The 22,757-nt window shown below is 75.1% G+C and carries 17 protein-coding genes; 4 read left to right on the top strand and 13 right to left on the bottom strand.

The window, feature by feature from the left end:
- Positions 1–259: 259 nt before the first annotated feature.
- The 6 genes from BJP40_RS02765 to BJP40_RS02740 form a co-directional block, all read right to left on the bottom strand.
- Positions 260–775: a DinB family protein gene (locus BJP40_RS02765; protein WP_071278320.1), complete on the bottom strand. Its 516-nt coding sequence runs from the start codon at positions 773–775 to the stop codon at positions 260–262.
- A 227-nt stretch (positions 776–1,002) separates the two neighbouring features.
- Positions 1,003–3,198 carry a bifunctional serine/threonine-protein kinase/ABC transporter substrate-binding protein gene (locus BJP40_RS02760; protein ID WP_071278318.1) on the bottom strand — a complete coding sequence of 732 codons (2,196 nt, stop codon included), beginning with the start codon at positions 3,196–3,198 and terminating at the stop codon, positions 1,003–1,005.
- On the bottom strand, positions 3,198–5,687 hold the full coding sequence (locus BJP40_RS02755; RefSeq protein ID WP_071278316.1) for a bifunctional serine/threonine-protein kinase/ABC transporter substrate-binding protein: 2,490 nt from the start codon (positions 5,685–5,687) through the stop codon (positions 3,198–3,200). Before BJP40_RS02755 ends, BJP40_RS02760 begins: the two co-directional genes overlap by 1 nt.
- The gene (locus BJP40_RS02750; protein WP_071278314.1) at positions 5,687–6,529 is read right to left on the bottom strand and encodes a hypothetical protein; all 843 of its coding nucleotides are present in this window, start codon (positions 6,527–6,529) and stop codon (positions 5,687–5,689) included. The genes BJP40_RS02755 and BJP40_RS02750 overlap by 1 nt, the downstream gene beginning before the upstream one ends.
- Positions 6,530–6,885: 356 nt before the next feature.
- On the bottom strand, positions 6,886–7,074 hold the full coding sequence (locus tag BJP40_RS02745; protein WP_071273522.1) for a DUF397 domain-containing protein: 189 nt from the start codon (positions 7,072–7,074) through the stop codon (positions 6,886–6,888).
- Positions 7,071–8,033 (bottom strand): helix-turn-helix transcriptional regulator, encoded by a 963-nt coding sequence (locus tag BJP40_RS02740; RefSeq protein ID WP_079170861.1) that lies wholly within the window; start codon positions 8,031–8,033, stop codon positions 7,071–7,073. Before BJP40_RS02740 ends, BJP40_RS02745 begins: the two co-directional genes overlap by 4 nt.
- A 178-nt stretch (positions 8,034–8,211) precedes the next feature.
- On the opposite strand from BJP40_RS02740, the gene BJP40_RS02735 reads away from it, so the two are divergent.
- Positions 8,212–8,712, top strand: coding sequence for an ATP-binding protein (locus BJP40_RS02735; RefSeq protein WP_071278312.1), 501 nt, complete (start codon positions 8,212–8,214; stop codon positions 8,710–8,712).
- Between the two features lie 230 nt (positions 8,713–8,942).
- On the opposite strand, the gene BJP40_RS02730 is transcribed toward BJP40_RS02735, so the two are convergent.
- Both BJP40_RS02730 and BJP40_RS02720 read right to left on the bottom strand, forming a co-directional pair.
- Positions 8,943–9,281, bottom strand: coding sequence for an alpha-amylase (locus BJP40_RS02730; protein WP_226962798.1), 339 nt, complete (start codon positions 9,279–9,281; stop codon positions 8,943–8,945).
- A 653-nt stretch (positions 9,282–9,934) separates the two neighbouring features.
- Entirely contained in the window at positions 9,935–10,537 is a 603-nt protein-coding gene (locus BJP40_RS02720; RefSeq protein ID WP_071278306.1) for a TetR/AcrR family transcriptional regulator, read from the bottom strand.
- 153 nt (positions 10,538–10,690) lie between these two features.
- Between BJP40_RS02720 and BJP40_RS02715 the strand changes: the two genes are divergently transcribed.
- On the top strand, positions 10,691–11,308 hold the full coding sequence (locus BJP40_RS02715) for a flavodoxin family protein (RefSeq protein WP_071269760.1): 618 nt from the start codon (positions 10,691–10,693) through the stop codon (positions 11,306–11,308).
- The gene (locus BJP40_RS02710; protein WP_071278304.1) at positions 11,305–12,423 is read left to right on the top strand and encodes a nitronate monooxygenase family protein; all 1,119 of its coding nucleotides are present in this window, start codon (positions 11,305–11,307) and stop codon (positions 12,421–12,423) included. Before BJP40_RS02715 ends, BJP40_RS02710 begins: the two co-directional genes overlap by 4 nt.
- 97 nt (positions 12,424–12,520) lie before the next feature.
- Here BJP40_RS02710 and BJP40_RS02705 read toward each other — a convergent pair whose 3' ends face one another.
- The 5 genes from BJP40_RS02705 to BJP40_RS02685 form a co-directional block, all read right to left on the bottom strand.
- Positions 12,521–13,816: a TIGR02679 family protein gene (locus tag BJP40_RS02705; protein ID WP_079170860.1), complete on the bottom strand. Its 1,296-nt coding sequence runs from the start codon at positions 13,814–13,816 to the stop codon at positions 12,521–12,523.
- On the bottom strand, positions 13,807–17,922 hold the full coding sequence (locus BJP40_RS02700) for a TIGR02680 family protein (protein ID WP_071278302.1): 4,116 nt from the start codon (positions 17,920–17,922) through the stop codon (positions 13,807–13,809). The genes BJP40_RS02705 and BJP40_RS02700 overlap by 10 nt, the downstream gene beginning before the upstream one ends.
- Positions 17,919–19,151, bottom strand: coding sequence for a TIGR02678 family protein (locus BJP40_RS02695; protein ID WP_071278300.1), 1,233 nt, complete (start codon positions 19,149–19,151; stop codon positions 17,919–17,921). Before BJP40_RS02695 ends, BJP40_RS02700 begins: the two co-directional genes overlap by 4 nt.
- Entirely contained in the window at positions 19,148–20,740 is a 1,593-nt protein-coding gene (locus BJP40_RS02690) for a TIGR02677 family protein (protein ID WP_071278298.1), read from the bottom strand. Before BJP40_RS02690 ends, BJP40_RS02695 begins: the two co-directional genes overlap by 4 nt.
- Positions 20,741–20,871: 131 nt before the next feature.
- On the bottom strand, positions 20,872–21,294 hold the full coding sequence (locus BJP40_RS02685) for a secondary thiamine-phosphate synthase enzyme YjbQ (protein ID WP_071278296.1): 423 nt from the start codon (positions 21,292–21,294) through the stop codon (positions 20,872–20,874).
- 61 nt (positions 21,295–21,355) lie between these two features.
- On the opposite strand from BJP40_RS02685, the gene BJP40_RS02680 reads away from it, so the two are divergent.
- The gene (locus BJP40_RS02680; protein WP_071278294.1) at positions 21,356–22,453 is read left to right on the top strand and encodes an NAD(P)-binding domain-containing protein; all 1,098 of its coding nucleotides are present in this window, start codon (positions 21,356–21,358) and stop codon (positions 22,451–22,453) included.
- Positions 22,454–22,757 lie beyond the last annotated feature (304 nt).

Here is a 22,757-nt window from a genome sequence, read left to right as displayed (position 1 = left end):
CGGGCGCGCCACCGCGCTCACCAGGCGCCTGGGCCGGGACCGGGGCCGTGCAACGTCCGGCGGCCGAATCGACGAGGGAAGCCCTACCGCCGTGGGCCACGATGCATCAGGCGAAACAGAGCGCACGTGTGCCACTCATGTCCCTGTTCCGCCTGCCTTGGGGGGGGACCACTGCGTCAAGGCGCCAAGTCGACGCGGGTCCTGTGCCTCCCGTGTGGGAGGGGCGGGGCGGCCGGCTCTGAGCAGCGGCCTAGGGAGGCTAGTAGTACCCCTTCTCCCCGTCGAGCAGCTCCCGCACGATGTCCGCGTGCCCCGCGTGCCGCCCGGTCTCCTCGATGAGGTGGATGAGCATCCACCGCAGGTTGGCCCCGGCGGAGCGGTATCCGGGGTGGCGGCCGACGTCGTCCAGGGAGGCCGCGGCCACGATCTCGTTGCTGCGGGCGCACTGGGTCTCGTACCGGGCGAGCAGTTCCTTCAGGGGGACGCCGTCGGTGCGCCAGTCGGCGTCCTCGTCCCTCTCGTCGAAGGACGGGTTCCGCGTCTCGTCACCGCCGAGGAACAGCACCTCCAGCCAGGTGTGTTCGACCCACCGCATGTGGCTGACCAGCCCGGCCATCGTCATCAGCGGGGAGGTCGGGATGACGGAGCGGTGCGCGTCCTCCTCGGACAGGCCGGCGCACTTCCATCTGAGTATCTGCCGCTGGAGGTCCAACCATCCGGTGAGCGCGGAGCGTTCGTCGGCCCGCAAGGGGGGACGTTCGAGTGAAGGTGCCATGCCTCCGGACGGTAGACGCCGCGTCCCCGACTGTCGTCCGGTTTTCCGCCGGACGCGTCTCCAGCCGCCGATGGAGGGGCGGGGCGGCGGGGGCGGGCCGGGGAGCGGCGAGGGCCGCGCGTGCCCGATCGACGGGGGCGCCCGGTCGGGCCGCCCGGGCTTCGCGGGGTGAGGCGTCGGCTCACCAGCATCCGGGCGAGTGCAGCCCCGCACCCGTGCGCGCCGGCTCACCGCACGGTGTCCGCCAGTCGCCCCCGATAGACGAAGCCGCCGCCCGCCACCGCGAAGAGGTACAGCGCGTTCAGGTTGTAGGAGGCGGCCGACGCCTCCCAGTGCAGCAGCTTGGTGATGCCGTCGTAGCGGGTCTCCCGCAACTGCCGTACGAGGGCTCCCCGTTCCACGCCCGCCGTGCCCAGCTCGGTGAGCGCCTGGGCGACGAAGAGGGCGGCGTCGTAGGTCTCGGCGGCGTACCAGGGCGGATCGGCGCCGTCGAAGCGCTCGCGGTGGGCGGTGCTGAACCGCGCGGTGGACTCCTCGGACAGCGGGTCGAGGAAGGGCGCGGCGAAGACCCACCCTTCGGCGTCCCGGCCCGCCCGGTCGAGGAAGTCCGGCGCCAGGGCGTGGTGCGTGCCGAGCCGTGCTCCGGTGAACCCGGCGGTCGCGAGGGCGCCGGCGAGGAGCGCGGCGCGGGCCGGGCCTGCGACGAACACCGCGGCGTCGGCGCCCGAGTCCACGACGCGTTCGGCGAGGGTGCGGAACCCCTCCGTGCCGGTGGCCGCTGCGACGGTCCACCGGTCCGTGCGGACCTGCCCGTCGAGCGCCTCGGCCGTGCGGGTGCACACGGACCACGCCGTGTCGCCCAGTGCGGCGTCGGCGAGCAGCACGGTGTGCCGGGTCCGCACCGTGCGGGACAGGTGGGCCACGAGGGGCGCGGCAAGGGCGTCGTCCTGGGGGCGCGTGGCCACGTGCACCCGCTGGACGTACCGCGTCCGCCCCGGCGACACCGCCACGGTGGCGAGCAGCGCCCGCTGGTACGTGTCGACCACGGCGTCCATGCACGCCTCGTCGCTGGGCCCGAGCACGGCGAGGACGCGCTCGTCCGCGGCGAGTTCCTCCGCCACGGTCCGCGCACGGTCCGGGGCTCCCCCGTCGTCCCGGACGACGAGGTCGAGGGCGAAGTCGTGTCCGGTACGGGAGTTGACCTCGGCCACGGCGAGCCGCGCGCCCTGCTCGTGGGCCTTGCCGACCGCCCCGCCGGCGCCGGTGAGGTCGGCGTGCACGGCGACGGTGAGGCGGGGACGCGGCCCGGGGGGGGCTGCGGCCGACCGGTCCCGCCGCTGCCACGCCCACCAGGCCGCCCCGCCGCCCGTCGCCGCGAGGGCGCCGCCCGCCGCCCCGAGCAGCAGGCGGCGCCGTGAGGGCCGCGGCGGCGGGGCTGCCCTCGTCACGGTCGGCGCACCGGCGACGGCGTCCGCCTCTCCGCCGGGATCGGGCGCCGTGGCGCCGGTGTCGGCCGCGTCGAGGACGGTGGGCTGGACGACCGGCAGGGCGAGGGCCGCCGCCGAGCGCCGGGCGATGAGCCGCACCACCTGTCCGGGCAGCCAGTCCTCCCCCGGTGGCGACGCGGCCAGGGCGGTGATGAGGTCCGCCGTGGCCGGGCGGCGTGCCGGGTCCTTGTCGAGGCAGGCGCGCAGCAGGTCCGTGAGGTCGTCGGGGACGCCTGCCAGGTCGGGTTCCTCGTAGCTGGTGCGGACGAGGACCACGGCGGGGGAGCCGTCGCCGAAGGGCCGGTTGCCGGTGGCGGCGAAGGCGAGCAGGCAGCCGAGGGAGAAGACGTCGCTGGGCGGCCCGATCCCCGCGCCGGTGCCCCGGGCCTGCTCCGGCGAGAGGAAGCCGGGCGAACCGACCACCGTGCCCGTCCCGGTGAGCGCGGTGCCCGCCGGTTCCCGGGCGATGCCGAAGTCGATGAGACGCGGCCCGTCGAGGGCGAGGAGGACGTTCCCCGGCTTGACGTCCCGGTGCACCAGCCCGGCGGCGTGGACGTCCCCCAGCGCTTCGGCGAGCCGGGTGCCGAGCACGGCCACGGAGCGCCGCGGCAGGGGGCCGCAGAGCTCCACCGCCTCCGCCACGGAGGGCCCGGGCACGTAGGCCGTCGCCAGCCACGGGGGCCGGTCCTCGGGGCCCGCGCCCAGCAGCGGCACGACCCACGGGCTGCGGACCCGGCCCGCGGTGCGCACCTCGCGTGCGAAGCGGGCGCGGAACGCGGGGTCGTCGGCGTAGGCGGCGCGGACCACCTTGACGGCCGCCAGGGCGCCTCCCGGCGTGCGCGCCAGGTAGACCACGCCCATGCCGCCCGCCCCCAGGCGGCCCAGCAGCCGGTGGCGGCCCACGCGGGCCGGGTCGGACGGCAGCAGGGGCTGCATCAGCCGGGGACGACGTGCTGGGCGGGGCCAACGTAGTGGAAGCGCCCTTCGGCGACCTTCCACAGGTGCACTCCCGTGCCGTCGATGGTCCGCGCCCCGTTCTCCTGCGAGAAGCTCAGCTTCTGGGTGACGCCCTGGTAGGCGGTCGTGCGGATCGCCGCGGTGAGGTTCTTGCGGTCCCTGCGGTGGGCGGGAAGGCGCGTGAGGGCGTGCGTGACGAGCCCGGCCGCGTCGTACGCCTCCGCCGCGTACGGTTCGGGCCCGGCGCCGTAGCGGCGTTGGTGGGCGGCGGTGAACTTCTCCGCGCCGGGGTGGGCCGCCGGGTCGAGGACGGGGGCGGCGATCACCCAGCCTTCGGCCGCCTCGCCTGCGGCAGCCGGGAAGCGCGGGTCGAGCAGGCCGTGGGCGGCCGCCCTGGCACCGGTGAAGCCGCGGCCGTGCAGGGTGCGGGCGAGGGCCGCGCCGCGGTCGTGCAGGCCGGCGAAGACGACCGAGTCGGCACCGCCGGAGAGCAGGGCGTCGACGGTCGGCCCGAAGTCCTGGCGCAGGGCGCTGATCACCTTGGGCACGTAGGGGTGGCCGGCTTGGGCGAGGAGTCGGCTCAGGGAGCCGGCGATCTCCCAGGCGTGGTCCCCGGCGGCCCGGTCGTGGACGATGCCGATGGATCGGGAGCGGGCCGTGCCCCGCAGGTGGGCGTTCAGGAAGAAGGGCAGGAGCGAGTCGTGCGGCCGGGCCTGGAGGAAGGAACGGGACCCGAGCACGAGGAGTTTGACCGCGCCCGCGGAGACGCTGACCAGCGGCGTGAGGGCCTTGTCGTAGACCGGTAGGGCGGCCTCGGCCGCGGCGTCCGTGGTCGGTCCGATCACCGCGACGACGGACGGGTCCGCGAGGAGTTCCCCGGCCGCCGCGACGGCCCGCCGCGGGTCGCCGGCGTCGTCCCGGACGAGCAGGGACAGCGTGAAGGGGGCGTCTCGCCGGGTGTTGAACTCCTCGACGGCGAGCCGCACGCCCTGTTCCTGTGCGGCCCCGATCCGCCGGCCCTCGCCGGTGAGGTCCGCCTGGAGGCCGATGGTGAAGGTGGTTCCGGCGCCGGAGGCCGTCGCGGGACCGGTCGTGTCGTCGTCCCACCACCGGCTCAGGGCGGCTGCCGCCCCGCCGGCGGTGAGTGCGGCGCCCCCGGCGAGCAGGAGGAAGCGGCGGCGGCCCGGGCGGGCGCCCTCGTCCGCGGCGCCGCCCGCGCCGGGTGCGGCAGCGTCGGCCCCGGGCGCCGCGGGGCCGTCACCGGGCCCGTCGGCGGCGGGGTCGGTCCCGGCGGCGCCGGGCTCCGCGTCTGACGCAGGGGAGGTCCGGCTGACCGACGGGCTGCCGGGCACGCCGCGGGACGCGCCGGACGGCCGGGAAGCGGCCTGCGTGCCGCGGTCGCTGCCGGACGCGGTCCCCTTGCCGGCGTCCCGTCCGGTGGCTCCCGCGTCGATCTCGGTCGGTTCGATGTCCGGGAGCGCGGCCCCCTCGGCCGCACGCGCGGCGACGAGTCGCGTGACCGCGTCCGGCAGCCAGGACGGCTCCGCCTCGTCGGCGGGCGTGCCGTCCGCGCCCGTGCCGGATCCGGGTGCCCGGTCCCCGCGGCCCCGTACCGGTGCGGCCGCACCGGGGCCGGGCGTCCCGTCCTCTGGGTGGCCCGCGGGTCCGGCCAGCCCGCGGGCCACGTCGGCCGCGGTGGGGCGACGGCGCGGGTCCTTCGCCAGGCAGGCGTGCAGCAGCGGTGCGAGTTCGTCGGGTACGCCGTCGAGGTCGGGGCGCTCGTGAACGGCCCGGAACAGCAGCGCGTCCACGGGCCCGGTGCCGAACGGGCTGTGTCCCGTCACCGCGTACGCCAGCACGCAGCCCAGGGCGAAGACGTCGCTCGGCGGTCCCAGCCCGTCCCGTTCGCCGCCCTGCACCTGCTCGGGCGCGAGGAACCCGGGTGTGCCGACGACCAGGCCCGTCGCGGTCAGCGCGGTGTCGCCGGGTTCGCGGGCGATGCCGAAGTCGATGAGGCGCGGCCCGTCGAGGGCGAGGAGGACGTTCCCCGGCTTGACGTCCCGGTGCACCAGCCCGGCGGCGTGGACGTCCCCCAGCGCTTCGCCGAGCCTCTGCCCCAGTACGCGTGCCGAGGGGGCGGGCAGGGGGCCGTGGAGGGCCACCGCCTCGGCGAGCGACGGCCCGGGGACGAACGCGGTGGCCAGCCAGGGCTCCGGGGCCTCGGGGTCGGCGGCCACCAGCGGGACGACCCACGGGTTGTCGATCCTGCGCAGCGTGTCCACCTCGCGGCGGAAGCGCTCCCGGAATCCCGTGTCGTGGGCGTACTCGGCGTGGACCACCTTGAGCGCCACCAGTGCGCCGTCGGCGGCGCGGGCGAGGTGGACCACGCCCATGCCGCCCGCGCCGAGGCGGCCGAGGAGGCGGTGTCCAGCGATCGACGCCGGGTCGGAGGGGTGCGGTGGGTGCATCAGTTCTCGCTCTCCAGCAGGTCGACCACGCGGGCGCGCATGCCCGCCGTGCCGCGCGTCGCCACGGTGAGCGGCGCCGGGACCCCCTCGTCGTCGGCCCCGCGGACCGAGACCGCGATCGTCACGGGCCCCAACCGGTCCACGGTCCACTGGTAGGGGTGGGTGAGGGTCGTCCCTCCGCTCTGCAGGACGTAGGTGCCGGCTTCGAAGACGGAGTCGTCGGCGTAGTCCTGGGACGTGCCGGCCGGGCGGCCCAGGGAGTTCAGGTCCGTGATCCGCTCCCCCGGGCGGATCTCCTGCTCCGGGCAGCGCATGACCTCCTCCAGCGTCGTGGAGAGCCGGTCGTCGGCGCTCGCCACCGTGGTGTGGACGGTGACGACGGCCGTGACGCGGACCGCGCCACGGCCCTCACCGAGCGGGAGTTCGCTGTAGCGGGAGACGGCGGCGAGGACGTCGCCGGGCAGCGGCTCCCTGGTCCAGCGGCAGGTCTCGTCCAGGACGGCCCAGGTGTCCGGGTCGCTCTCGGCGGGGTCCTGGGCGACGAAGCCGTCCCCCCAGTCCCGTGGCAGGAAGGCGACGGCGCGGGCCAGGCGCAGCGCGTCCGCCCGGGTGCGGGGGATCCTGTCGGGGTCGGGGGTGAACGACGGCTGCCCCGGAGAGGCTCCCGCCGACGGTGGTGGCGAGGCCGGGGAGGGGGTGGCGCTCGCGGAGGGTGGGCGGCCTCCGGCACCGGCGTCGCCGCCGGTGTTCCGAATCGGGTCGGCCGAGCATCCTGCCGCCAGTGCGCCCGCTGCGAGCAGGTACGCGGCGCGGCGTACGGCCCTGGTACGTCCTGTGGTCACCCTGCATCCCCCATGCCGGTGTCGTCCTTCTCCGCCCGGCCGCGCTCGCGGCGCGACCGGGCGCCCGTCAGCAGTGCCCCGGACCCTACCTGCGGGGCACACGGCGGTGTGCGGTTACGGGATATCCGGGTGGTGGGAGACGGCCGGCGGGGCCGGGCGGTTCCCGCGGCAGGTCCCGGAAGCCGGCCGCCGAGCGGGGCCGCGCGGGGCCGGGACGACCGTGCGGCGGGGTACGGCGGTACCGCAGCACGGGCGGCGGCGTACGGCTTCCCGGCGTGCGAGCGCCGCGGTCGCCGGCCTGGCGCCACCCGCGAGGTCACCGGGGGCGGCGGGCCGGCGCCCGCCGCGGGACACCCTCAGCCGCCCGTCACGTACGACGTGAACCGCGCCCACTCTCCGCGCCCGACGGCCACGTGGGGCAGCCCGGTGTCCTTGGAGTCCCGTACGTGGACGGCCTGTTCGGTGACGGCGACCTCCACACAGCTGTCGCCCTGGCTGCCGCTGTGGCTCGACTTGAACCAGGCAAGTTCGGTGACGGTGCTCATAGTTCTCCTCGCAGTCGCTCCAGCAGGCCCCGCGAGTCCTGGGCGTTGAGGGCCTGCGAGCGAAGTGTGGCATAGCGCTGGTGGAGCAGGCTCACCTCTTTCGGGTCGGAGATCAGGCGGCCGTTCTGCTGCCCTTCGGCGTACCCGAGCCGCTGGCCCTTCGGGGTCTCCAGCAACTGCACGGGGCCGTCGAGGCAGGCATGCATGCCGGCCTCGAACGGCACGAGTTGCAGCGTGACGTTCCGCGGGGAGGTCAGCTCCAGGACGTGGTCGAACAGCTCGCGCATCTGCCCCGCGTCCCCGAACCGGCGCCGGAAGACGTGCTCTTCGACGATGAAGCTGAAGGGCGTGGTGGGCCGCTCGAAGAGCATCCGCTGCCGCTCCATCCGCCGGGCCATGTACTCCTCCAATCGGTCGTCCGGCGCGACCGGCACGGTCCCCTCGAACACCGCCCGCGCGTACCCGGCGGACTGCAACAGCCCCGGCACCAGCCTGCACTCGTAGGTGCAGAGGCTGTCCGCGGTCTTCTCCAGACGCGCCCACTGGCGGAACCACGTCGCCAGTCCGGCCTCCCCTCGCGTCAGGTGCTTCACCGACCTCCGGAGCGCGCCCGTGTTCCCCAGCGCCTGCTCCGCCCGCTCCACGAAGGCTCCGTCCGGCATGCGGCGGCCCCGCTCCACGGACTCGACCGTGTGCTTGGAGAACCGGACGAGTTCGCCGAACTCGGCGCGGCTGAGCCCCGCGTGCTCGCGCAGGGCCTGGACGACCGCGCCGAACGTCCGCAGGCTGTCCGACGGGTCGGGCTCCCGCGTCACCTCCCCCGCGTCCCCCGGCTCCCCCGCGTCCGCACCGTGCACGGGCCCCGGCTCCGCCGCGTCCGCGCCTCCCGCTCGCCCCCGCTCTCCGGCGTCCCCGCCCCGGCCCGGGCGTCCGGCGACGACCGCCTCGGCTCCTGTCATGTGCCCACCTCCACGCACCCTCACGGGTTTCGTCCCACGGTCGGCCGCACGTGCGCGGCCGACCGTTCCAGCGTTGTGGTGACACCGCCGTACTGTCCACTCAGAGTGCCCGTACGCTGACAGAGCGTACGGACGTGTGGTATGGCGAGGGCTGCGGAGCCGCCGTCACGGTAGCCCCATGAACGAACACCCTTCACCCCCTGCGCCCGCCGCCTTCACCGTCAGCCGCCTGCTGCCCGCCACGCACCTCGGGGCGCGTCAGGCACGGCTGGTGACGGTCCTTGAGCTGCACGAGCGGCGGTGCCCGCCGGACGTGTCGGAGCGTGCCGAGCGGATCGTCGCCGAGTTGGCCGCCAACGCGGTGCTGCACGGCCGCGTGCGGGGGCGGGACTTCCGGCTGCGGCTCCGGCTCGACGACTCGACCGGCACGCTGCGCATCGAGGTCACCGACGCGCGCGGCGAGCGGGCACCCGCTCCCGGGCGGGGCAGCGGCAGCCGGGGCGAGGGCGGGCGCGGGCTGTTCCTGGTGGACGCGTTCGCGGATCGCTGGGGCAGCACCGCGGCCCCGCCGGGCGGCAAGACGGTGTGGGCCGAGATCCGTTGTGCGCCCCGCGGGTTCCGACCGCCGCGGGACGCGGACGCCGGGAACACCGACCGGACCGCCGCGCACGCGCGGTGACCGGCCCGAGGGCCGGGGCGACCCGCAGGAACCCCCGAGGCACGGCCCTCCGGCACGAGCACCCCGCGCGCCGACCCGGCACCCTCCGCGACGCAGGCGAGGGCCGGGAGGTGCGCACGCGCGCTCCCCCCGGCCCTCGCAGCTCCGTCCGTCACGCCGGGCCCGTCCGGCCAGGGCTCCCCGCCGGGGCCCCCACCCCGTCCCCAGCCCCGGGCACCGGGACCTGCGGCTCAGGCGCCGCTCGCCGCGGCGGGATCGCAGGTGCGCAGCCCCGTGACGTAGTTGCCGTTGGTGCCGTAGCCCGCGAAGGTCGCCCACTCACCGGGCTGGATGACGCGGCACGGGGCCCACTGGCCGTTCGTGTACTCGACCGTGACGGCGACGGTGTCGCCACAGCCGTTGCGGACGTCGGTGTAGCGCCAGCTCTGGTAGTACTCCACGCACTCCGGAGCCGCCGATCCGGCGGCTGCCGCAGCGGGCGGGGCGGCGGCCAGGGTGGCCAGGAAGCCCGCGGCAGCCAGGGCGGCGACAGCAGCGGGGCGCGCGATGTGCTTGAGGCGGTTCGTCATGCCCGGCATCTTCCTGGCATCGCAAGATCTTGCGCAAGCTACTGCAAGGGAATTCAGCCAGTGCCTTCACAGAACGATGAATAAGCAGCTCAGATCCCTTTGCAAGAGCTGCAAGAGGTTCAACTCTACTCTCGGTCCCGCGAGCAAAGCGGCCATGCGCAGGGGCGACGGCACGAGCGGCGAGCCGAGGCCGGAGCGGAGGTGTCTCCACCGCGGCCGGTATCCGACGGCCCCGGCAGACCGCATCCGCGCCACGGCAGGGGCAGGCCCCCGAACAGCCGCCGCGCACCGGTGCGCACGCACGGAGTCCACGGAGTCCACGGAGAGCGTCCCCACCGCGCCCGCCCTCAGCGGCGCACGCGGGGTGACCCGCCACAGAAGCCGCCCCGAAGCGCCCTCCACGTCCGGAGGCGCTCGACGGCCTTCCTGGAGCGAGTCGCCCGGGAAGGTCACGCCGCCGCGACCCCGTCCGCCCCCGGTGCGGGATTCCGCCGACCACCTGCCGGTGATCGCGCATCGCCCGCACCGGCCGTGGCCCACCGGCGCGGACCGTCGCAGCCGTTCCCGCTCCGCGTCGGCAGGCCACCACGCCCGCGCCCCTGCCCGCACCAGGGGCACCTCAGCCCGCGGTCGTCCGGCCGGCCGGACAGCCCCTACGGCCGTCCGGCGCCGAGGAGGAGCCGCGTGTGGGACCAGAGTGTGTCGAGGACCGCGGGGTCGTTCTTGAGCTTGGCGAAGAGGACCAGCCCCTCCAGTTGGGCGATCACCGCACGCGCGACCGACGGGTCGGCGTGCTCACGGGGGATGGCGGCTTCGGCCGCCGCCTCGTCGAGCACCTCGGCGATCAGCGCGGTCTGCTCGTCGAAGATCTCGTCCAGCCTGGCGCGGACCTCGGGTTCCTGAGAGCCGAGCTCAAGGGCGAGGTTCCCGAGCAGGCACCCGTCGACCGTGCCGCAGGTCTCCTTGCCGCGCCGCTGGACCAGCGCCATGCCTTCCAGCAGCCGGCGCAGCCGGTCGAGGGCGGGGCCGGATCCGTCCAGCTCGGCGGCCCAGGAGCGCTGCTGCTCTCCCCAGTGGGCGTCGATCGCCTGCAGCGTGAGGTCCTGCTTGGAGTCGAAGAAGTGGTAGAAGCTGCCCTTCTTCACCTCGGCCGCAGCGCAGATCTCCGCCACTCCGAGGCCGCTGTACCCGCGGTGCCTCATGAGGGTGCCGGCGGCGTCGAGAAGCCGCTCGCGTGCGGTGCTGGTCCGTCCCATAGCGGCGAGTATACGAGCGGTCAACTACATCGAGGGACCCACGGCTGGCGTTTTAGTTGACCGGTCGTCTAGTGTGCGGAGGGACGCGGGCCACCGCCTGCCTCCGACCGGCTTCGCACCCGGTTCCGGCGCACACCCTTCTGGAGGGCCACCATGTCCGTACCGATCTCCGTCGCCATCGCCTACCACAGCGGATACGGGCACACCGCCCGGCAGGCGTCGGCCGTGGCCGACGGCGCCGGCTCGGTGCCCGGCGTCCGGGCCGACCTGCGGGACGTCTCCACGCTCGACGACGGCCTGTGGCAGACCCTCGCCGACGCGGAGGCGATCGTCTTCGGCTCACCCACCTACATGGGCACCACCTCGGCGGTGTTCCAGCGTTTCGCGGAGGCCAGTGGCCCGGTCTGGGCCGCGCGCGGCTGGCAGGGCAAGCTCGCCGCCGGATTCACCAACTCGGCCGGACTCAACGGCAACAAGGACAACGCGCTGCTCTCCATGGCCGTGCTGGCGGCACAGCACGGTATGAACTGGGTGCCGCTCGGCCTCCTGCCCGGCTGGATCTACAGCTCCGGCGGCAGCCCGGAGGACCTGAACCGGCTGGGCTCGTTCGTGGGGGCGATGGCGCAGTCGCCCTCCGACCTCGGCCCTGAGCAGTCACCCACGGACGCCGACCTCCGCACCGCCCGGCACCTGGGCGAGCACGTCGCACGCACCGCACTGCAGTTCGTGCACGGGCGTGAGGCCGCGGCGGCCCTGGCGGTGACGGCGTGAGCGCGGGACGCCTGGGCGACCTCCTGGGAACGCCCCTCCCCGTCGTACAGGGTCCGTTCGGCGGGGGCCTGTCGTCGGTCGCCCTGACCACGGCCGTGTCCGAGGCCGGGGGGCTGGGCTCCTACGGGGCACACGTCCTGGCCCCGGAGGAGATCACAGGTCTCGTCGGGGAGCTGAAGACCCACACCAGCCGTCCGTTCGCCGTCAACCTCTGGGTCCCCCAGGAGGACGAGGCCCGGCCGTGGCCGGACGCCGCCGAACTGGCCCCGCACATCCGGCGGCTGCACCCCTACCACGAGGCACTCGGGCTGCCCGCGGCGACGGCCGAGGGCGTCCCACCGGTGCCGGACTTCGCCGCTCAGGCGGAGGCGCTGCTCGCGGCCGCACCCCCGGTCGTCAGCTTCGTGATGGGGCTCCCGCCGGCCTGGGTGAGGGACGAGGCGCGCCGCCGCGGCATCCTGGTGATCGGCACGGCGACCACCGTGGACGAGGCCGTCGCCCTGGAGCACGCCGGTGTCGACGCCGTCGTGGCCTCCGGGTCCGATGCGGGCGGCCACCGGGGCGCCTTCATGCGGCCGGTCCGGGAGTCCCTGGTCGGAACGTTCTCCCTCGTTCCCCAGGTCGCCGACGCCGTGAGCGTCCCCGTCATCGCGGCCGGCGGGATCGCGGACGGCCGGGGAATGGCCGCCGCCCTCACCCTGGGAGCCGACGCCGTCCAGATCGGCACCGCCTTCCTCGCCACCCGCGAATCCGGGGCGAGCCCGGCCCACAAGCAGGCCCTCAGCTCCCCCGAGGCCCGCACCACGGTCCTCACCCGCCTCTTCTCGGGCCGCACCGCCCGCGGGATCGCCAACCGCTTCATCCGCGACCTGGCGCCGTACGAGGACAGCGTGCCCCCGTATCCCGTCCAGAGCGCCCTGATGCAGGCTGTCCGCCGCGAAGCCGGCGCTCAGGGGCGGGCGGACCTCGCCAGTCTGTGGGCCGGTCAGGCCGCCGCGCTCACCACCGGGTCCCGGAGCGCACAGGACTACCTCACCTGGCTGATGGACGACTTCCACCGGCACCGCAGGCGTCCTGAGGCCGACGGGGGCGGCACGATGGCGCCGGGATCCTGACGCGCGACGACCCGGCCGGGGGCACGAGCCGGAGCGGGGTCGGCCGAGGGCCTTCTCGGCACCCGCCCTGACGGGTCTCCCCGGGGAACCCGGATGCTCACCGACTCTTCAGGTCGGCCAGCAGGAGGGCCAGTACGCGCTCCTCCTCGACCCGGACACCCGCTTCCGCGAGGGCCTCGGCGAGGTCCGGATCCCACGGCGTCCGGGCCGGGGCGCCGGTGAGAGGGCGAGGGGGGAACTGCGGGTCGCTCCCGGCCAGGGCCTTCCGGTAATCGGAGGCGGTGTACCGCCAGGGACTCCAGGGGACACGGCGCAGCAGGGCCCCGGCGATCCGCAGACCGCCCCAGTCGAAGTCGCCGTGGTACCGGAAGGCCGAGCCGTTGCCGTGCAGGTGGCGCAGCAGCGCGAGAGCGGCAGCCGACGGCTGGCCGCGCAGGCAGACCAGGGGCGGGCAGTCGGGCCCGAGGGCGTCCGCCGCCGCGGCGAGGACGGTCGGGTTCTCGCAGACCCACACCGTGGGCGACGTGGCGGAGGGCGGCCGACGCGTCAGCTGGCGAAGCGTCAGAACGGCCGGTTCGCCCTCCTCGGCCATCCAGTCGAGGGCGGGCGTCCCCCGCAGGTTCAGGACGAGGACCGTCGAGGACAACTCGTCCTTCAGCAGGCCCGCCGATGCCCAGGCGTCCCGTCGCCATTCGGCGCCGCTGCCGTCGGCGAACCCGGTCAGGGCGCGGAGCCCGGAGAGCGTGAGGGCCGCCTCGGGGGTGCCGTCGTCGAGCGCGTGGGCCGAGCCGAGGACACGGGCGGCGAAGGCGGCCAGCGAGACGGCGGGTTCGGCCGGGAGTTCGCGAAGCGCGGCGCAGACCCCCGTGAGGAGCGCGTGCACCGCGTCGGGTGTACGGCCCAGGCGACGGGCGACGCCGTCGGCGCGCACCCTGGCCGCCCAGCCCGCGAGCTCCGGCCGGTCCCGTCCGAGGCCGTCGAGAGGTGTGTACGCCCGGTCCCAGGCGGCATCCTCCTCGGCTCTGATCCGGGCGAGCGGGGTGACGGGGCCGGTGAGCGCCGTCACCGCGGCGGCGAGGCCGTCCGGGCTGACGCCCGACCGGCGCAGCACGGCGTCGACCGCCTCCAGCCGCACGGTGAGGGAACGGCCACCACCTGGTGGCCGGGCCAGCAGCCGCTCGGCCGCGGACCGCTGTCCCGGTGTGGGGGCGGCCAAGGAGACGGCGCCTGTCAGGGGTTGCCCCGCCACGAGCCGTCCGCGCACGCGCTCCACGAACCAGCCGAGTTCCGGCGCACCCAACAGGCGGCGCAGCCGGGGAACATCGACCGAGGCGTACGCGCCCTCGTCCGGTGCGGCACCAGGCGCCGGGGGCCCGCCGTGCTTCAGCTCCATTCCGGCTCCCGTCGTGCCCCGCCCGCCCCGTCGGGTAGCGGGTGCCGTACGGGGTCGGCGCGGCGCCGGCGCCGCGTGCCGTCCCACTCCCAGCGGGTGACGAGGACCGCCGCCACGTCGTCGGTCCGGGACAGCTGCGCGACGGCGATGCCGGGGACCTGGGGATAGCAGGCCCATTCCCGTTCACTGGTCATCACCACGTCGAGGTCGAAGGCGCTCAGCAAGCCGAGGCACTTGGCCCGCGCGTCGTCGTCCACGCCCGCGAACGCCTCGTCCAGGGTGACCAGGCGGGGCGCGTGCGGGCTTCCCGCGCTGGCGTAGTGAGAGGACGCGGCGGCGAACAAGGGCACGGAGACCGCGAGGACCCGTTCACCGCCCGAAGCGGGACCGGTGGCCGGCACCCAGCGCCCGTGCTGGTGGCGTTCGACGCCGAACTCGTGCCAGGAACGGTAGTCGAGGGCGGCGGTGAGGTGTTCGAGCCAGCTCCCCGCACCGTCGTCGGACTGCTGGCGGGCGATCTGCGCCTGGAGGAACTCACCGACCGCCGTACGGTCCTCCGCGCTCCACGCGTCGGCGGACTGGCGCAGTCGGTCGCGGGCCTGGGCGAGCCCGGGCGGGGCCTTGCGCGAGGGCCGCCAGACCAGCCGGAGCCTCATACCGGTGGAGGTGGGGCGGTCCTCCAACTCGGCGTTCATGTCCCGCACCTGACGCTCGGCGGCGCCGATGAGTTCCTGCAGGGTGCCCGCGACCTCGGTGATCAGGTGGGTTTCGAGGATCTCCCGTTCATGCGCGGACAGGATGCGGGCCAGCTCGCCGACCTCCCTGGCGAGCGCGGCGGCGAGCTCGGGCACCGCCCGGTCGCGGCCCTGGTAGACGACGTCGACGACCATGCCGTCGTCGACCATGCGGGCGGAGGCGCTGTGCCCGTGCCGCGAGAGGATGTCCTGAAGGGTCTTGAGTTCCTCGCTGAGCCGGCGTTGGACGCGCTCCCACGCTGCGTCCGTGTCGTCGACCGACGTGAGGCCGGTCTCGATGGCCCGGGCGAGTGCGATGGCCGGTGTGGCCGCCCAGGGGCTGTCGTCTCCGGCCGGGAAGTCGAGTTCGGGCAGCGCCACCGCGGGCAGGCCCGTGGCGGTGAAGCGCTGGAGTGCGGCGATGGCCTCCGTGCGGGCGCCGACCACCTCCGTGAGGTCGTGCTCCAGCTGCTCGATCCGCCCCTCGGCACGGCCGGCCTCCCGGTCCGCCTCCGCGTGACGCCGTCGCGCGGTCTTCTGCCCGGCCTCGCAGCCCTGCAGCGCCTCGGCGGTCTCTGCGAGCCTCCGTTCGAGTTCGGCGACGGCCGCTCCGACCGTGGAGCGCAGGGTCAGGTGGCGCTCGTCCGCCGCTGCCGCCTCACGCTCCGCGTCTGCGGCCCGCTGGGCGAGTTCGACGGCCCGCCGCTCCGCGCCGCGCGCCTCGGCGCGCTCGTCGTCCACCTGGTGTGCGGCCTCGCCCTGTTCGCGTACCGCGGGCCACAGGGCGGCCAGGGCCGCCGCGAAGGCACCGAGGGCGTCACGTACGGCGGTGAGGCCGGCCCGGTCGGCGGGCAGCCCCAGGTCCGTGGCGGCCTCGGCGAGTTCGGCGGCGGCGCGCTCGGCACGTCCAGCCGCCTCGACCGCCTCGGCCGCGCGCTCCTCGTGCCGCGTGCGGGCCTTGCCCACGGTGTCGACGGCTGCGCTCACGCGCGCGTGTGCGCGGGTGAGCGGCGACTCGTCGGGGACGGAGGCGAGCTCGGCGTCGAGTGTGCGGCGGCGTACCGCGATCGCTTCGGATCGGGCGGCAACGGCTTCCGACTCGGCCAGAAGGGAGGTGAGTTCGGTGCGGAGCACGGTGACGCGGGCCCTGCGCGCCGCCTCGCGCGCGCCCTCACCGATGTACACGGCGACGGGTTTCGCCCATGTGCCGGTGAGCGCGCCGACACGGAAGCGGCCGTCCGCCGTCACCCAGGTGCCTGCCGCTCCTCCACCGCCCAGGCCGATGGCGGCGAGCAGGCCGGTCACCGTCGCTTCGTCCACGGTCGGGGCACCCGCGTCGCCGTGCTCCAGGGACGGACGCAGTACGTCCGCCAGCGAGGGACCGTCCACCGGCCCGTTCCGCGGAGAGAGCAGGACGTCGTGCCCGTTCACGGCGAGCGCGGCGCCGTCGGGGAGCACCCAGGCGTCGAGGAGGCCGGAGGCCTCCAGCGCTGCTTCGAGCCCCGCACGTTCACGTGCGGGCAGGTCGTCACGGAAGTCGACCAGGCGCCACAGCGGCGCGCCGGGCACCTGCGCGCGGAGTCCGGGAGTGCGGCTGGCGGGGGGCTGGGGCTCACGACCCCCGCCCGCCTCAAGGGAGGCGAGTTCGGACCGCGCCCGGACCGTGCGCTCCGCCAGCTCCGCATCCCGGCGGGCAGCTCCGGCCGCCTGGTCGGCGAGGTCCGCGGAACGGACGGTGTGCGCGGTGACCGCGTGGACGCGGGCCGGGTAGGGGCCGTCGAGGTGTCGGGTCCATTCCTGGAGTTCGTCGAGGAGCCCGGTCTCGTCGGGGAAGCGCAGCTCCGTCCAGGCCCGGGAGCGTTCGCGTACGTCGTCCAGGAGTGCCCGGCCGGCCCGCGCGGCACCCTCCTCCGCCTCACCGTGCGCCTGGGTGGCCAGGGCGAGGTCGGTCTCCGCCTCGTCGAGGCGTCCGGACGCCCGACGGTGCGCGGCGGCGGCCTGCTCGGCTGCTTCGAGGAGCCCCTCGACGTGCGTCAGGGAGCGTTGGGTTCGGGCTGCGGCATCCTCTGCGGCGCGGCGCAGTTCCGGCTCGGGCAGCCCGTCGTCCGCGGGCAGGGCGATGTGCGCGGCGGTGGCGTGCTCGCGCGCCTGGGCGAAGGTCTCCTGGGCCCGGAGCCGCGCGGCACGGAGTCGGTTCTCGGCAGCGTCGAGCCGCCCGAGGGCCTTGGTGCGGAGGGCGACCGCCTGGTCGCGGTCATCGCGCGCCCGGTCCGCTGCTCGCGCCGTTCGCGTCACGGCCAGCGCGGCGTGTTCCAGTTCTCGGGCGTCGCGCATCTCGGGCGCCTCGCGCAGGGCCTTCTCCTGGGCCCGCAGGCGTTCGGCGGTCTCCGCCAGGGAACTGATCTCCTCCTCGGCCTCCTCCCGCTTCTCCTCGGCGTGCCTCCGCCGGTCCTGCGCCTCGGCCAGATCCCGTTGCACGCGCTCGTAGCGGGAATGCTCGGCGCGTGGAAGCCGCGCCCGGCGGCGGGTGGCGATGCGGGCGTAGCGCCGGTAGTGCTCCAGGAAGGCGGAGGCGGCCCGTTCGGCGGCGGAGGCGGCGGCCAGCTCGTCCTTCTCCTCGTCGAGGGAGCGGAACGCCTCGGCCACGTCGGCGATGACGGCCTGGTCCATCGGCGGCAGGGCCTCGGTGAGGGCGCGGGAGAGGGCGGCTTCGTTGGGGCGCTTGGAGAGCTGCGGCTGGCGCAGTTGGATGAGCAGGTCCACCAGGGCGGCGTACCGCTGGTCCCCGAGGCCGAAGAGTGCTTCGTCGACGGCTCGGCGGTACGCCTTCGCCTGGTCGTACACCATGCCGTGCGTCGCGACCGCTTCGGCGAGCCGGTCCCTGGACAGAGCGGTGCCGGTGGCGTCGAGCAGCCGGAAGGTGTCGCCGGTGCTCTCGGTGGAGCCGTGGTCGACGCGCTGGCTGGTGACGGCGTACCAGTGGCGGGCGATGCCCCTGCCGCTGACGGCTTTGAGCCCGCATAGCAAGGTGCGGAAGTGGTGCTCGCCGGTCGTGTCGTCACGCCTGCCGAACTCGATCCACGTGTAGCCGAGCCGTTCGGAGTGCGGGTGCTCACCTCCGAGGAGCAGGTTCCACTCCATCCGCTTGCCGGGGTCTCCGTCGGGTTCGACGCGGCGCGGGCTGAGGTCGCCGTCGAGGAGGAACGGCAGGGTCAGGGCGAGGACTTTGGACTTGCCGGTGCCGTTGTTGCCGCGGAGCAGCAGGCGTCCGTCGCGGAAGTGGAACTCCTCCACGTCGTAGTGGAACAGGTCGACGAGTCCGACCCGCAGGGGCTGCCAGCGGGCTCGCCGCGGGGTGGGCAGGCGGTTCACGAAGTGGCCTTTCGCTGCGGGGGCACGGAGGCGGAACCGGGCTCTCGGACGACGGTCTCACCGATCGCGTACCGTGCGAGGGCGGGGCGGGCCGTGACCGCCTGCGGGGTGCGGGAGACCAGACCGAGCGCGGTGAGCCGGGCGACGGCCTGTTCGACGAGCTCGGTCTCCATGCCCGGTTCGCGGGCGGACTTCGACCAGAAGCCCCCGTGCTCGGCCGCGAGTGCGCGGACGCGCACCGCCAGCGCCGCGGGGGTGACCGGGCCGTCGGAGCCGGCGAGATGCTCGGCCAGGAGCAGGGTGATGTGGCCGTGGGTGCCCTGTTCGGGCATGCGGAGGTCGGTCAGGTCGTCGTCGGGGTCGACCATGGCGATCCCCTCGGCCCGCACTTCGGCGACGAGTCCGGTCAGCTCGGTGATCCGGGCGGTGAGGAAGCCGCGCTGCCGGGTGAGGTAGCCGAGCTCTGCGTCGGTCAGGTCGTCGTAGTAGAGCACCGGGTCGTCGAGGAGCCTGCGGGTGAGCGAGCGGCGCATGGCGCGGAAGCGCAGCTCGTCGCTGTCCAGGGCGGTTTCCGCGACGAGTTCGGCGAGCCGGTCCTCGAAGCCGTCGGCCCGCACGGTGGAGGGGCCCCGGCGGGTGGCGAGGAGGCCGGCCAGTACCCGGCGTTCCACGTCGTACAGGACATCGCCGACCCCGCTGACGTACGCCTCCTCCTCTCCCGCGACCCGCCGCAGCACTCCCAGGTCGAGCAGGAGCCTTACGACGGCGGCGAGGTCGAGGCGCTCGTCGCGGCGTTCCAGGCCGAACTCGACACCGGCCGCCGCGAGTCGGGGATCGGCGGCGTCGAGGACGATCTGGTCGGCGAGGCGCCCGAGGGCGATCTGGGCCTCGCCGCGTTCGAGGGCGGCGAGTGCGAGGCAGAACAGCACGTAGCGACGGCGGGTGAACGGCGCGGTGCCCCGGCTGGTGTCGCGCGCCGGGTGCGTGGGGTCGCTGAGGACGCCGGGGATCTTGCGCAGCCGCGCCGTCTCGGCGTCCACTTGGAGCGACCAGCCCGTGTTGCGGTCGAACCACTCCCTCAGTTCGGACGCGTGCCGACGGACGAGCCGGAACTCGTCGGTGTGGCGGCCGCGGGCGAGGATGAGGGGGTGCTTCAGCAGGGCGCGCGCTGCTTTGCGCAGGTCGGCCGCGTGCTGGCCGTCCAGCACTTCGGCGAGCGGGGCGGTCATGGGTGGTGCTCTCCGTCCGTCGGCTCGTCCCCGTCCGCCAGGTCGACGATCTCGACGAGGTGATCCGGGCCGCTGAAGACTCCACCGGGCGTGCGGATCTCGGCGGTGGTGTCGTCGACGAGCGCGGTGAGCCTGATCTCCATGGAGCCGTCGTTGCTCGTGGCCACCGTGTGCCTCATGCCGGGTCTCCAGGTGGCCAGTGCGTCTCCGAGCAGCTGGAGGAACAGGCCGAAGGAGGCCGGGTCGAGCTCGCCGAACTCGGACAGGCGCGTGACGCCGTCGGTGGCGAGCCGGGCGCGGGCCGCCGCGGTCTCCGCGGCCTGCTTGGCGGCCGTCTCGGCAAGAGCGCGGCGGCGCTCCTCCCGGTCCTCGACCTTGCGGGGCTTGCCGCGCCGCTCGTAGCTTCCGGTGCGGCGCAGCTGCGGGCTGATCCGCAGCGGCTCCGCCTCCGCCCAAGGGGTGGCGGCCGGTACGGGCCGCGCCGCACGGGCGGTGAGGGTGTCGGCGTCGACGGTGAGGTGCCGGGCGGGATGGAGCCCGAAGGCGGCCCGCCACAGGCGGTGCCGGGCGTCGTCGTCGGGTGCCTCGGCGAACCAGCGGGCCAGGGTCCGGAAGTCGGCGGACCGGTCCGAGCGCCCCGCCCGGCGCTCGTTCAGCGCCCGCACGACGGCCAGCAGCTGCGGGATCGCACCGAGTGCCCGGCCACGCAGCAGCCGGGCCTGCGACTCGCGCCCGTCCCTGCTGATGAACCACGCGCCGAGCCCTGACCAGCGCGCGGCCCACCGCTCGTACGCCTCGCGCTCCGCGCTCGCCGACCCCTCCGGCGAGGCGTCGGCGGCCTCACGTCCGGCCGCGGCCCGCAGCAGGGAGTCGGCCCGGCCGTCCTGCTCGAGTTCCAGGATCAGCCGGGCGATCCGCCCGCCGAGCGTGATCAGGTCCTGGATGAACCGCTCCAGGTACTGGATGAGCCGGTCCTTGTACGCGAGGAAGACCTCCTCCTCGACGTCGTGGAGGTCGATGGTCCGCTGGAGGGACCCCATGAAGGCGCGGGCATTGTCGGCGAGTGCCGCGAAACGGCTGGCCAGGGCGTCGAGCGCCAGGTGTGCCTTGGCCGGGTCGGGCGCGTCCTCGGCGGCCAGGACGAGCAGGGCGCGCAGGTGGGTGACGATGTCGTGCAGGGCGACGGCCTGGAGCGCGCCGCGGCGGCCGAGCGCCTCGTCGTAGGCCGACAGCGCGGCCTCAGCGGCCTCCCCTTGGCGCGTGAGCTGGTAGATGAACCGCTTCCGGTAGAAGTCCTCGACGGCGGTGACCCGGGCGGTGTCCGGATCGGCCCGCAGGTTGCCCCACTCCACGAGCTTGTCGAGCGCGGCGACGACGGCCTCGGGATCGTCGGGGCGGTGGTCCGGCGGGAGCGCCGCGTGCACGTCCTCGGGACGCAGATGGACCGCGAACCGCTCCTTGGCCACGAGAAACGCCCGCATCACCTGACGGTAGAGCGGGGTGTTCTTCACGGTGAGGTGGGCGAAGGGGCCGAATGCCTCCGGCTCGGGGCCCGGACCGGTCGATGCGGCGGCGGAAGGTGCGGTCATCGCCGGCCATTGTCCCCCACACGCCACTCCCACCCGCAAGGGCCTGACGACCTGGCTGATTCACGCCGTCACTCCCGGCCGGCCATCGCGGGAGAACCGGCGGCACACCAGGACGATCTTGATCGGCTCGATCAGCCCAGGAAGCTCAACCGCACCTGCCGCTCCGGATTGTCCTTGTTGGTGTCGACCAGGCACACCGACTGCCAGGTGCCGAGCGCCATGCGGCCGCCGACGACGGGCAGGGTGGCGTGCGGCGGCACCAGGGCCGGCAGGACGTGGTCGCGGCCGTGGCCGGGGCTGCCGTGGCGGTGCTGCCAGCGGTCGTCGGCGGGGAGCAGGGTGTGCAGGACGGCCAGCAGGTCGTCGTCGCTGCCCGATCCGGTCTCCAGCAGGGCGATCCCGGCCGTCGCGTGCGGGGTGAAGACGTTGAGCAGTCCGTCGCGGCCCGCGGCGGCCTCCGCCAGGAAGGCGTCGCAGGCGTCGGTCAGGTCGTGCACGACCTCGTGGTGGCCCGTGGTGATGTCGAGGGTGCGGGTGGTGAAGGCGTCGCTCATGCCTCCATGGTGCCCGGTTCGCGTCGGGAAGATCCTCCCGACGCTCATGGTTGGTAGAAGCATGAACTACTTCTCGGCGGATGTGAGGGCGGCTGTGGACATGGACGCGGTGGTCGTCGGCGCCGGACAGGCCGGTCTGTCGGCCGCGTACCACCTGCGGAGGGCCGGCCTGGAGCCGGAGCGGGACTTCGTCGTCCTCGACCACGCCCCGCGCCCCGGCGGCGCCTGGCAGTTCCGGTGGCCTTCCCTGACGTACGGCCGGGTCCACGGGATGTACGCGCTGCCGGGCATGGAACTCACGGGCGCGGACGGCGACCGGCCGTCGGCCGACGTCATCGGGGAGTACTTCGCGCGGTACGAGGACGCGTTCGGATTGCGGGTGCACCGCCCCGTGCACGTGGCGGCCGTACGGGAGGGCGTCGGTGGGAGGCTGCGGGTGGAGACGTCCGAGGGCTCGTACACGACCCGCGCGCTGATCAACGCGACCGGGACCTGGGACCGGCCGTTCTGGCCCCGGTACCCCGGCCAGGAGACCTTCCGGGGGCGCCAGCTGCACACCGCGCAGTACGCGGGGCCCGAGGAGTTCGCGGGTCTGCGGGTGGTCGTGGTCGGGGGCGGGGCGTCCGGCACACAGCACCTGCTGGAGATCGCCGAGGTGGCGGCGGACACGACGTGGGTGACGCGACGGGAGCCCGTGTGGCGCGAGGGGCCCTTCGGGCAGGACGAGGGGCGGGCCGCGGTCGCGCTGGTCGAGGAGCGGGTCCGGCGCGGCCTGCCGCCGCGCAGCGTGGTGAGCGTGACGGGTCTGCCCCTGAGTGATGCTCTGCGGGCCGCGCGGGAGCGGGGTGTGCTGGACCGGCTGCCCGTGTTCGACCGAGTCACTCCGGCCGGCGTCGCCTGGGACGACGGACGGGAGGTGGAGGCGGACGCCATCCTGTGGGCGACCGGCTTCCGGGCGGCACTGGACCACCTGGCTCCGCTGCGGCTGCGGGAGCCGGGCGGGGGCGTGCGGATGGACGGGACCCGGACGGTGCGGGACGAGCGGATCCACCTGGTCGGCTACGGCCCGTCGGCTTCCACCATCGGCGCCAACCGCGCCGGCCGCGCGGCCGTCCGGGAGGTGCGGGAGCTGCTGGCCCGCGCCCCGGCGGCCGTCTGAACCTGCGGGTCCCGACCCGGCGATCCGGCACGGACCCGTGGCCCGTGGCCTTCGGTGTGCGGCGCACGGGGTGCGCGGTACCCGGGGAGCACCGGGCCGTGGACCGGGGGCTCGGGTGGGCGGGACTCGGCAGCCCGGCGGCAGGACGGGCCGAAGGCCGGGCAGGGACCGTGAGGGGGCGTTCAGTCGCCGTCTCGTCCCCCGTGTCCAGCCCCGGCCGTGGCGGCCCGTGGCGACTGCCCCGGGTACGTGAAGGCCCGGCAGCCCGAGCGCTCGGAGGCCGTCGCCGCAGCCCCGCAGCCCC

It is taken from the genome of Streptomyces sp. CC53 (assembly GCF_001865245.1).
Classification (GTDB): Bacteria; Actinomycetota; Actinomycetes; order Streptomycetales; family Streptomycetaceae; genus Streptomyces.
This window is presented reverse-complemented; position numbering and strand designations above follow the sequence as displayed.

What these genes read in the sequence shown, in the direction of transcription:
- BJP40_RS02690 (WP_071278298.1), bottom strand. Translation starts at nt 20,740, where the DNA reads ATGACCGCACCTTCCGCCGCCGCATCGACCGGTCCGGGCCCCGAGCCG.
- BJP40_RS02755 (WP_071278316.1), bottom strand. Translation starts at nt 5,687, where the DNA reads ATGCACCCACCGCACCCCTCCGACCCGGCGTCGATCGCTGGACACCGC.
- BJP40_RS02680 (WP_071278294.1), top strand. Translation starts at nt 21,356, where the DNA reads ATGAACTACTTCTCGGCGGATGTGAGGGCGGCTGTGGACATGGACGCG.
- BJP40_RS02705 (WP_079170860.1), bottom strand. Translation starts at nt 13,816, where the DNA reads ATGGAGCTGAAGCACGGCGGGCCCCCGGCGCCTGGTGCCGCACCGGAC.
- BJP40_RS02760 (WP_071278318.1), bottom strand. Translation starts at nt 3,198, where the DNA reads ATGCAGCCCCTGCTGCCGTCCGACCCGGCCCGCGTGGGCCGCCACCGG.
- BJP40_RS02720 (WP_071278306.1), bottom strand. Translation starts at nt 10,537, where the DNA reads ATGGGACGGACCAGCACCGCACGCGAGCGGCTTCTCGACGCCGCCGGC.
- BJP40_RS02695 (WP_071278300.1), bottom strand. Translation starts at nt 19,151, where the DNA reads ATGACCGCCCCGCTCGCCGAAGTGCTGGACGGCCAGCACGCGGCCGAC.
- BJP40_RS02765 (WP_071278320.1), bottom strand. Translation starts at nt 775, where the DNA reads ATGGCACCTTCACTCGAACGTCCCCCCTTGCGGGCCGACGAACGCTCC.
- BJP40_RS02745 (WP_071273522.1), bottom strand. Translation starts at nt 7,074, where the DNA reads ATGAGCACCGTCACCGAACTTGCCTGGTTCAAGTCGAGCCACAGCGGC.
- BJP40_RS02735 (WP_071278312.1), top strand. Translation starts at nt 8,212, where the DNA reads ATGAACGAACACCCTTCACCCCCTGCGCCCGCCGCCTTCACCGTCAGC.
- BJP40_RS02685 (WP_071278296.1), bottom strand. Translation starts at nt 21,294, where the DNA reads ATGAGCGACGCCTTCACCACCCGCACCCTCGACATCACCACGGGCCAC.
- BJP40_RS02740 (WP_079170861.1), bottom strand. Translation starts at nt 8,033, where the DNA reads ATGACAGGAGCCGAGGCGGTCGTCGCCGGACGCCCGGGCCGGGGCGGG.
- BJP40_RS02730 (WP_226962798.1), bottom strand. Translation starts at nt 9,281, where the DNA reads ATGACGAACCGCCTCAAGCACATCGCGCGCCCCGCTGCTGTCGCCGCC.
- BJP40_RS02715 (WP_071269760.1), top strand. Translation starts at nt 10,691, where the DNA reads ATGTCCGTACCGATCTCCGTCGCCATCGCCTACCACAGCGGATACGGG.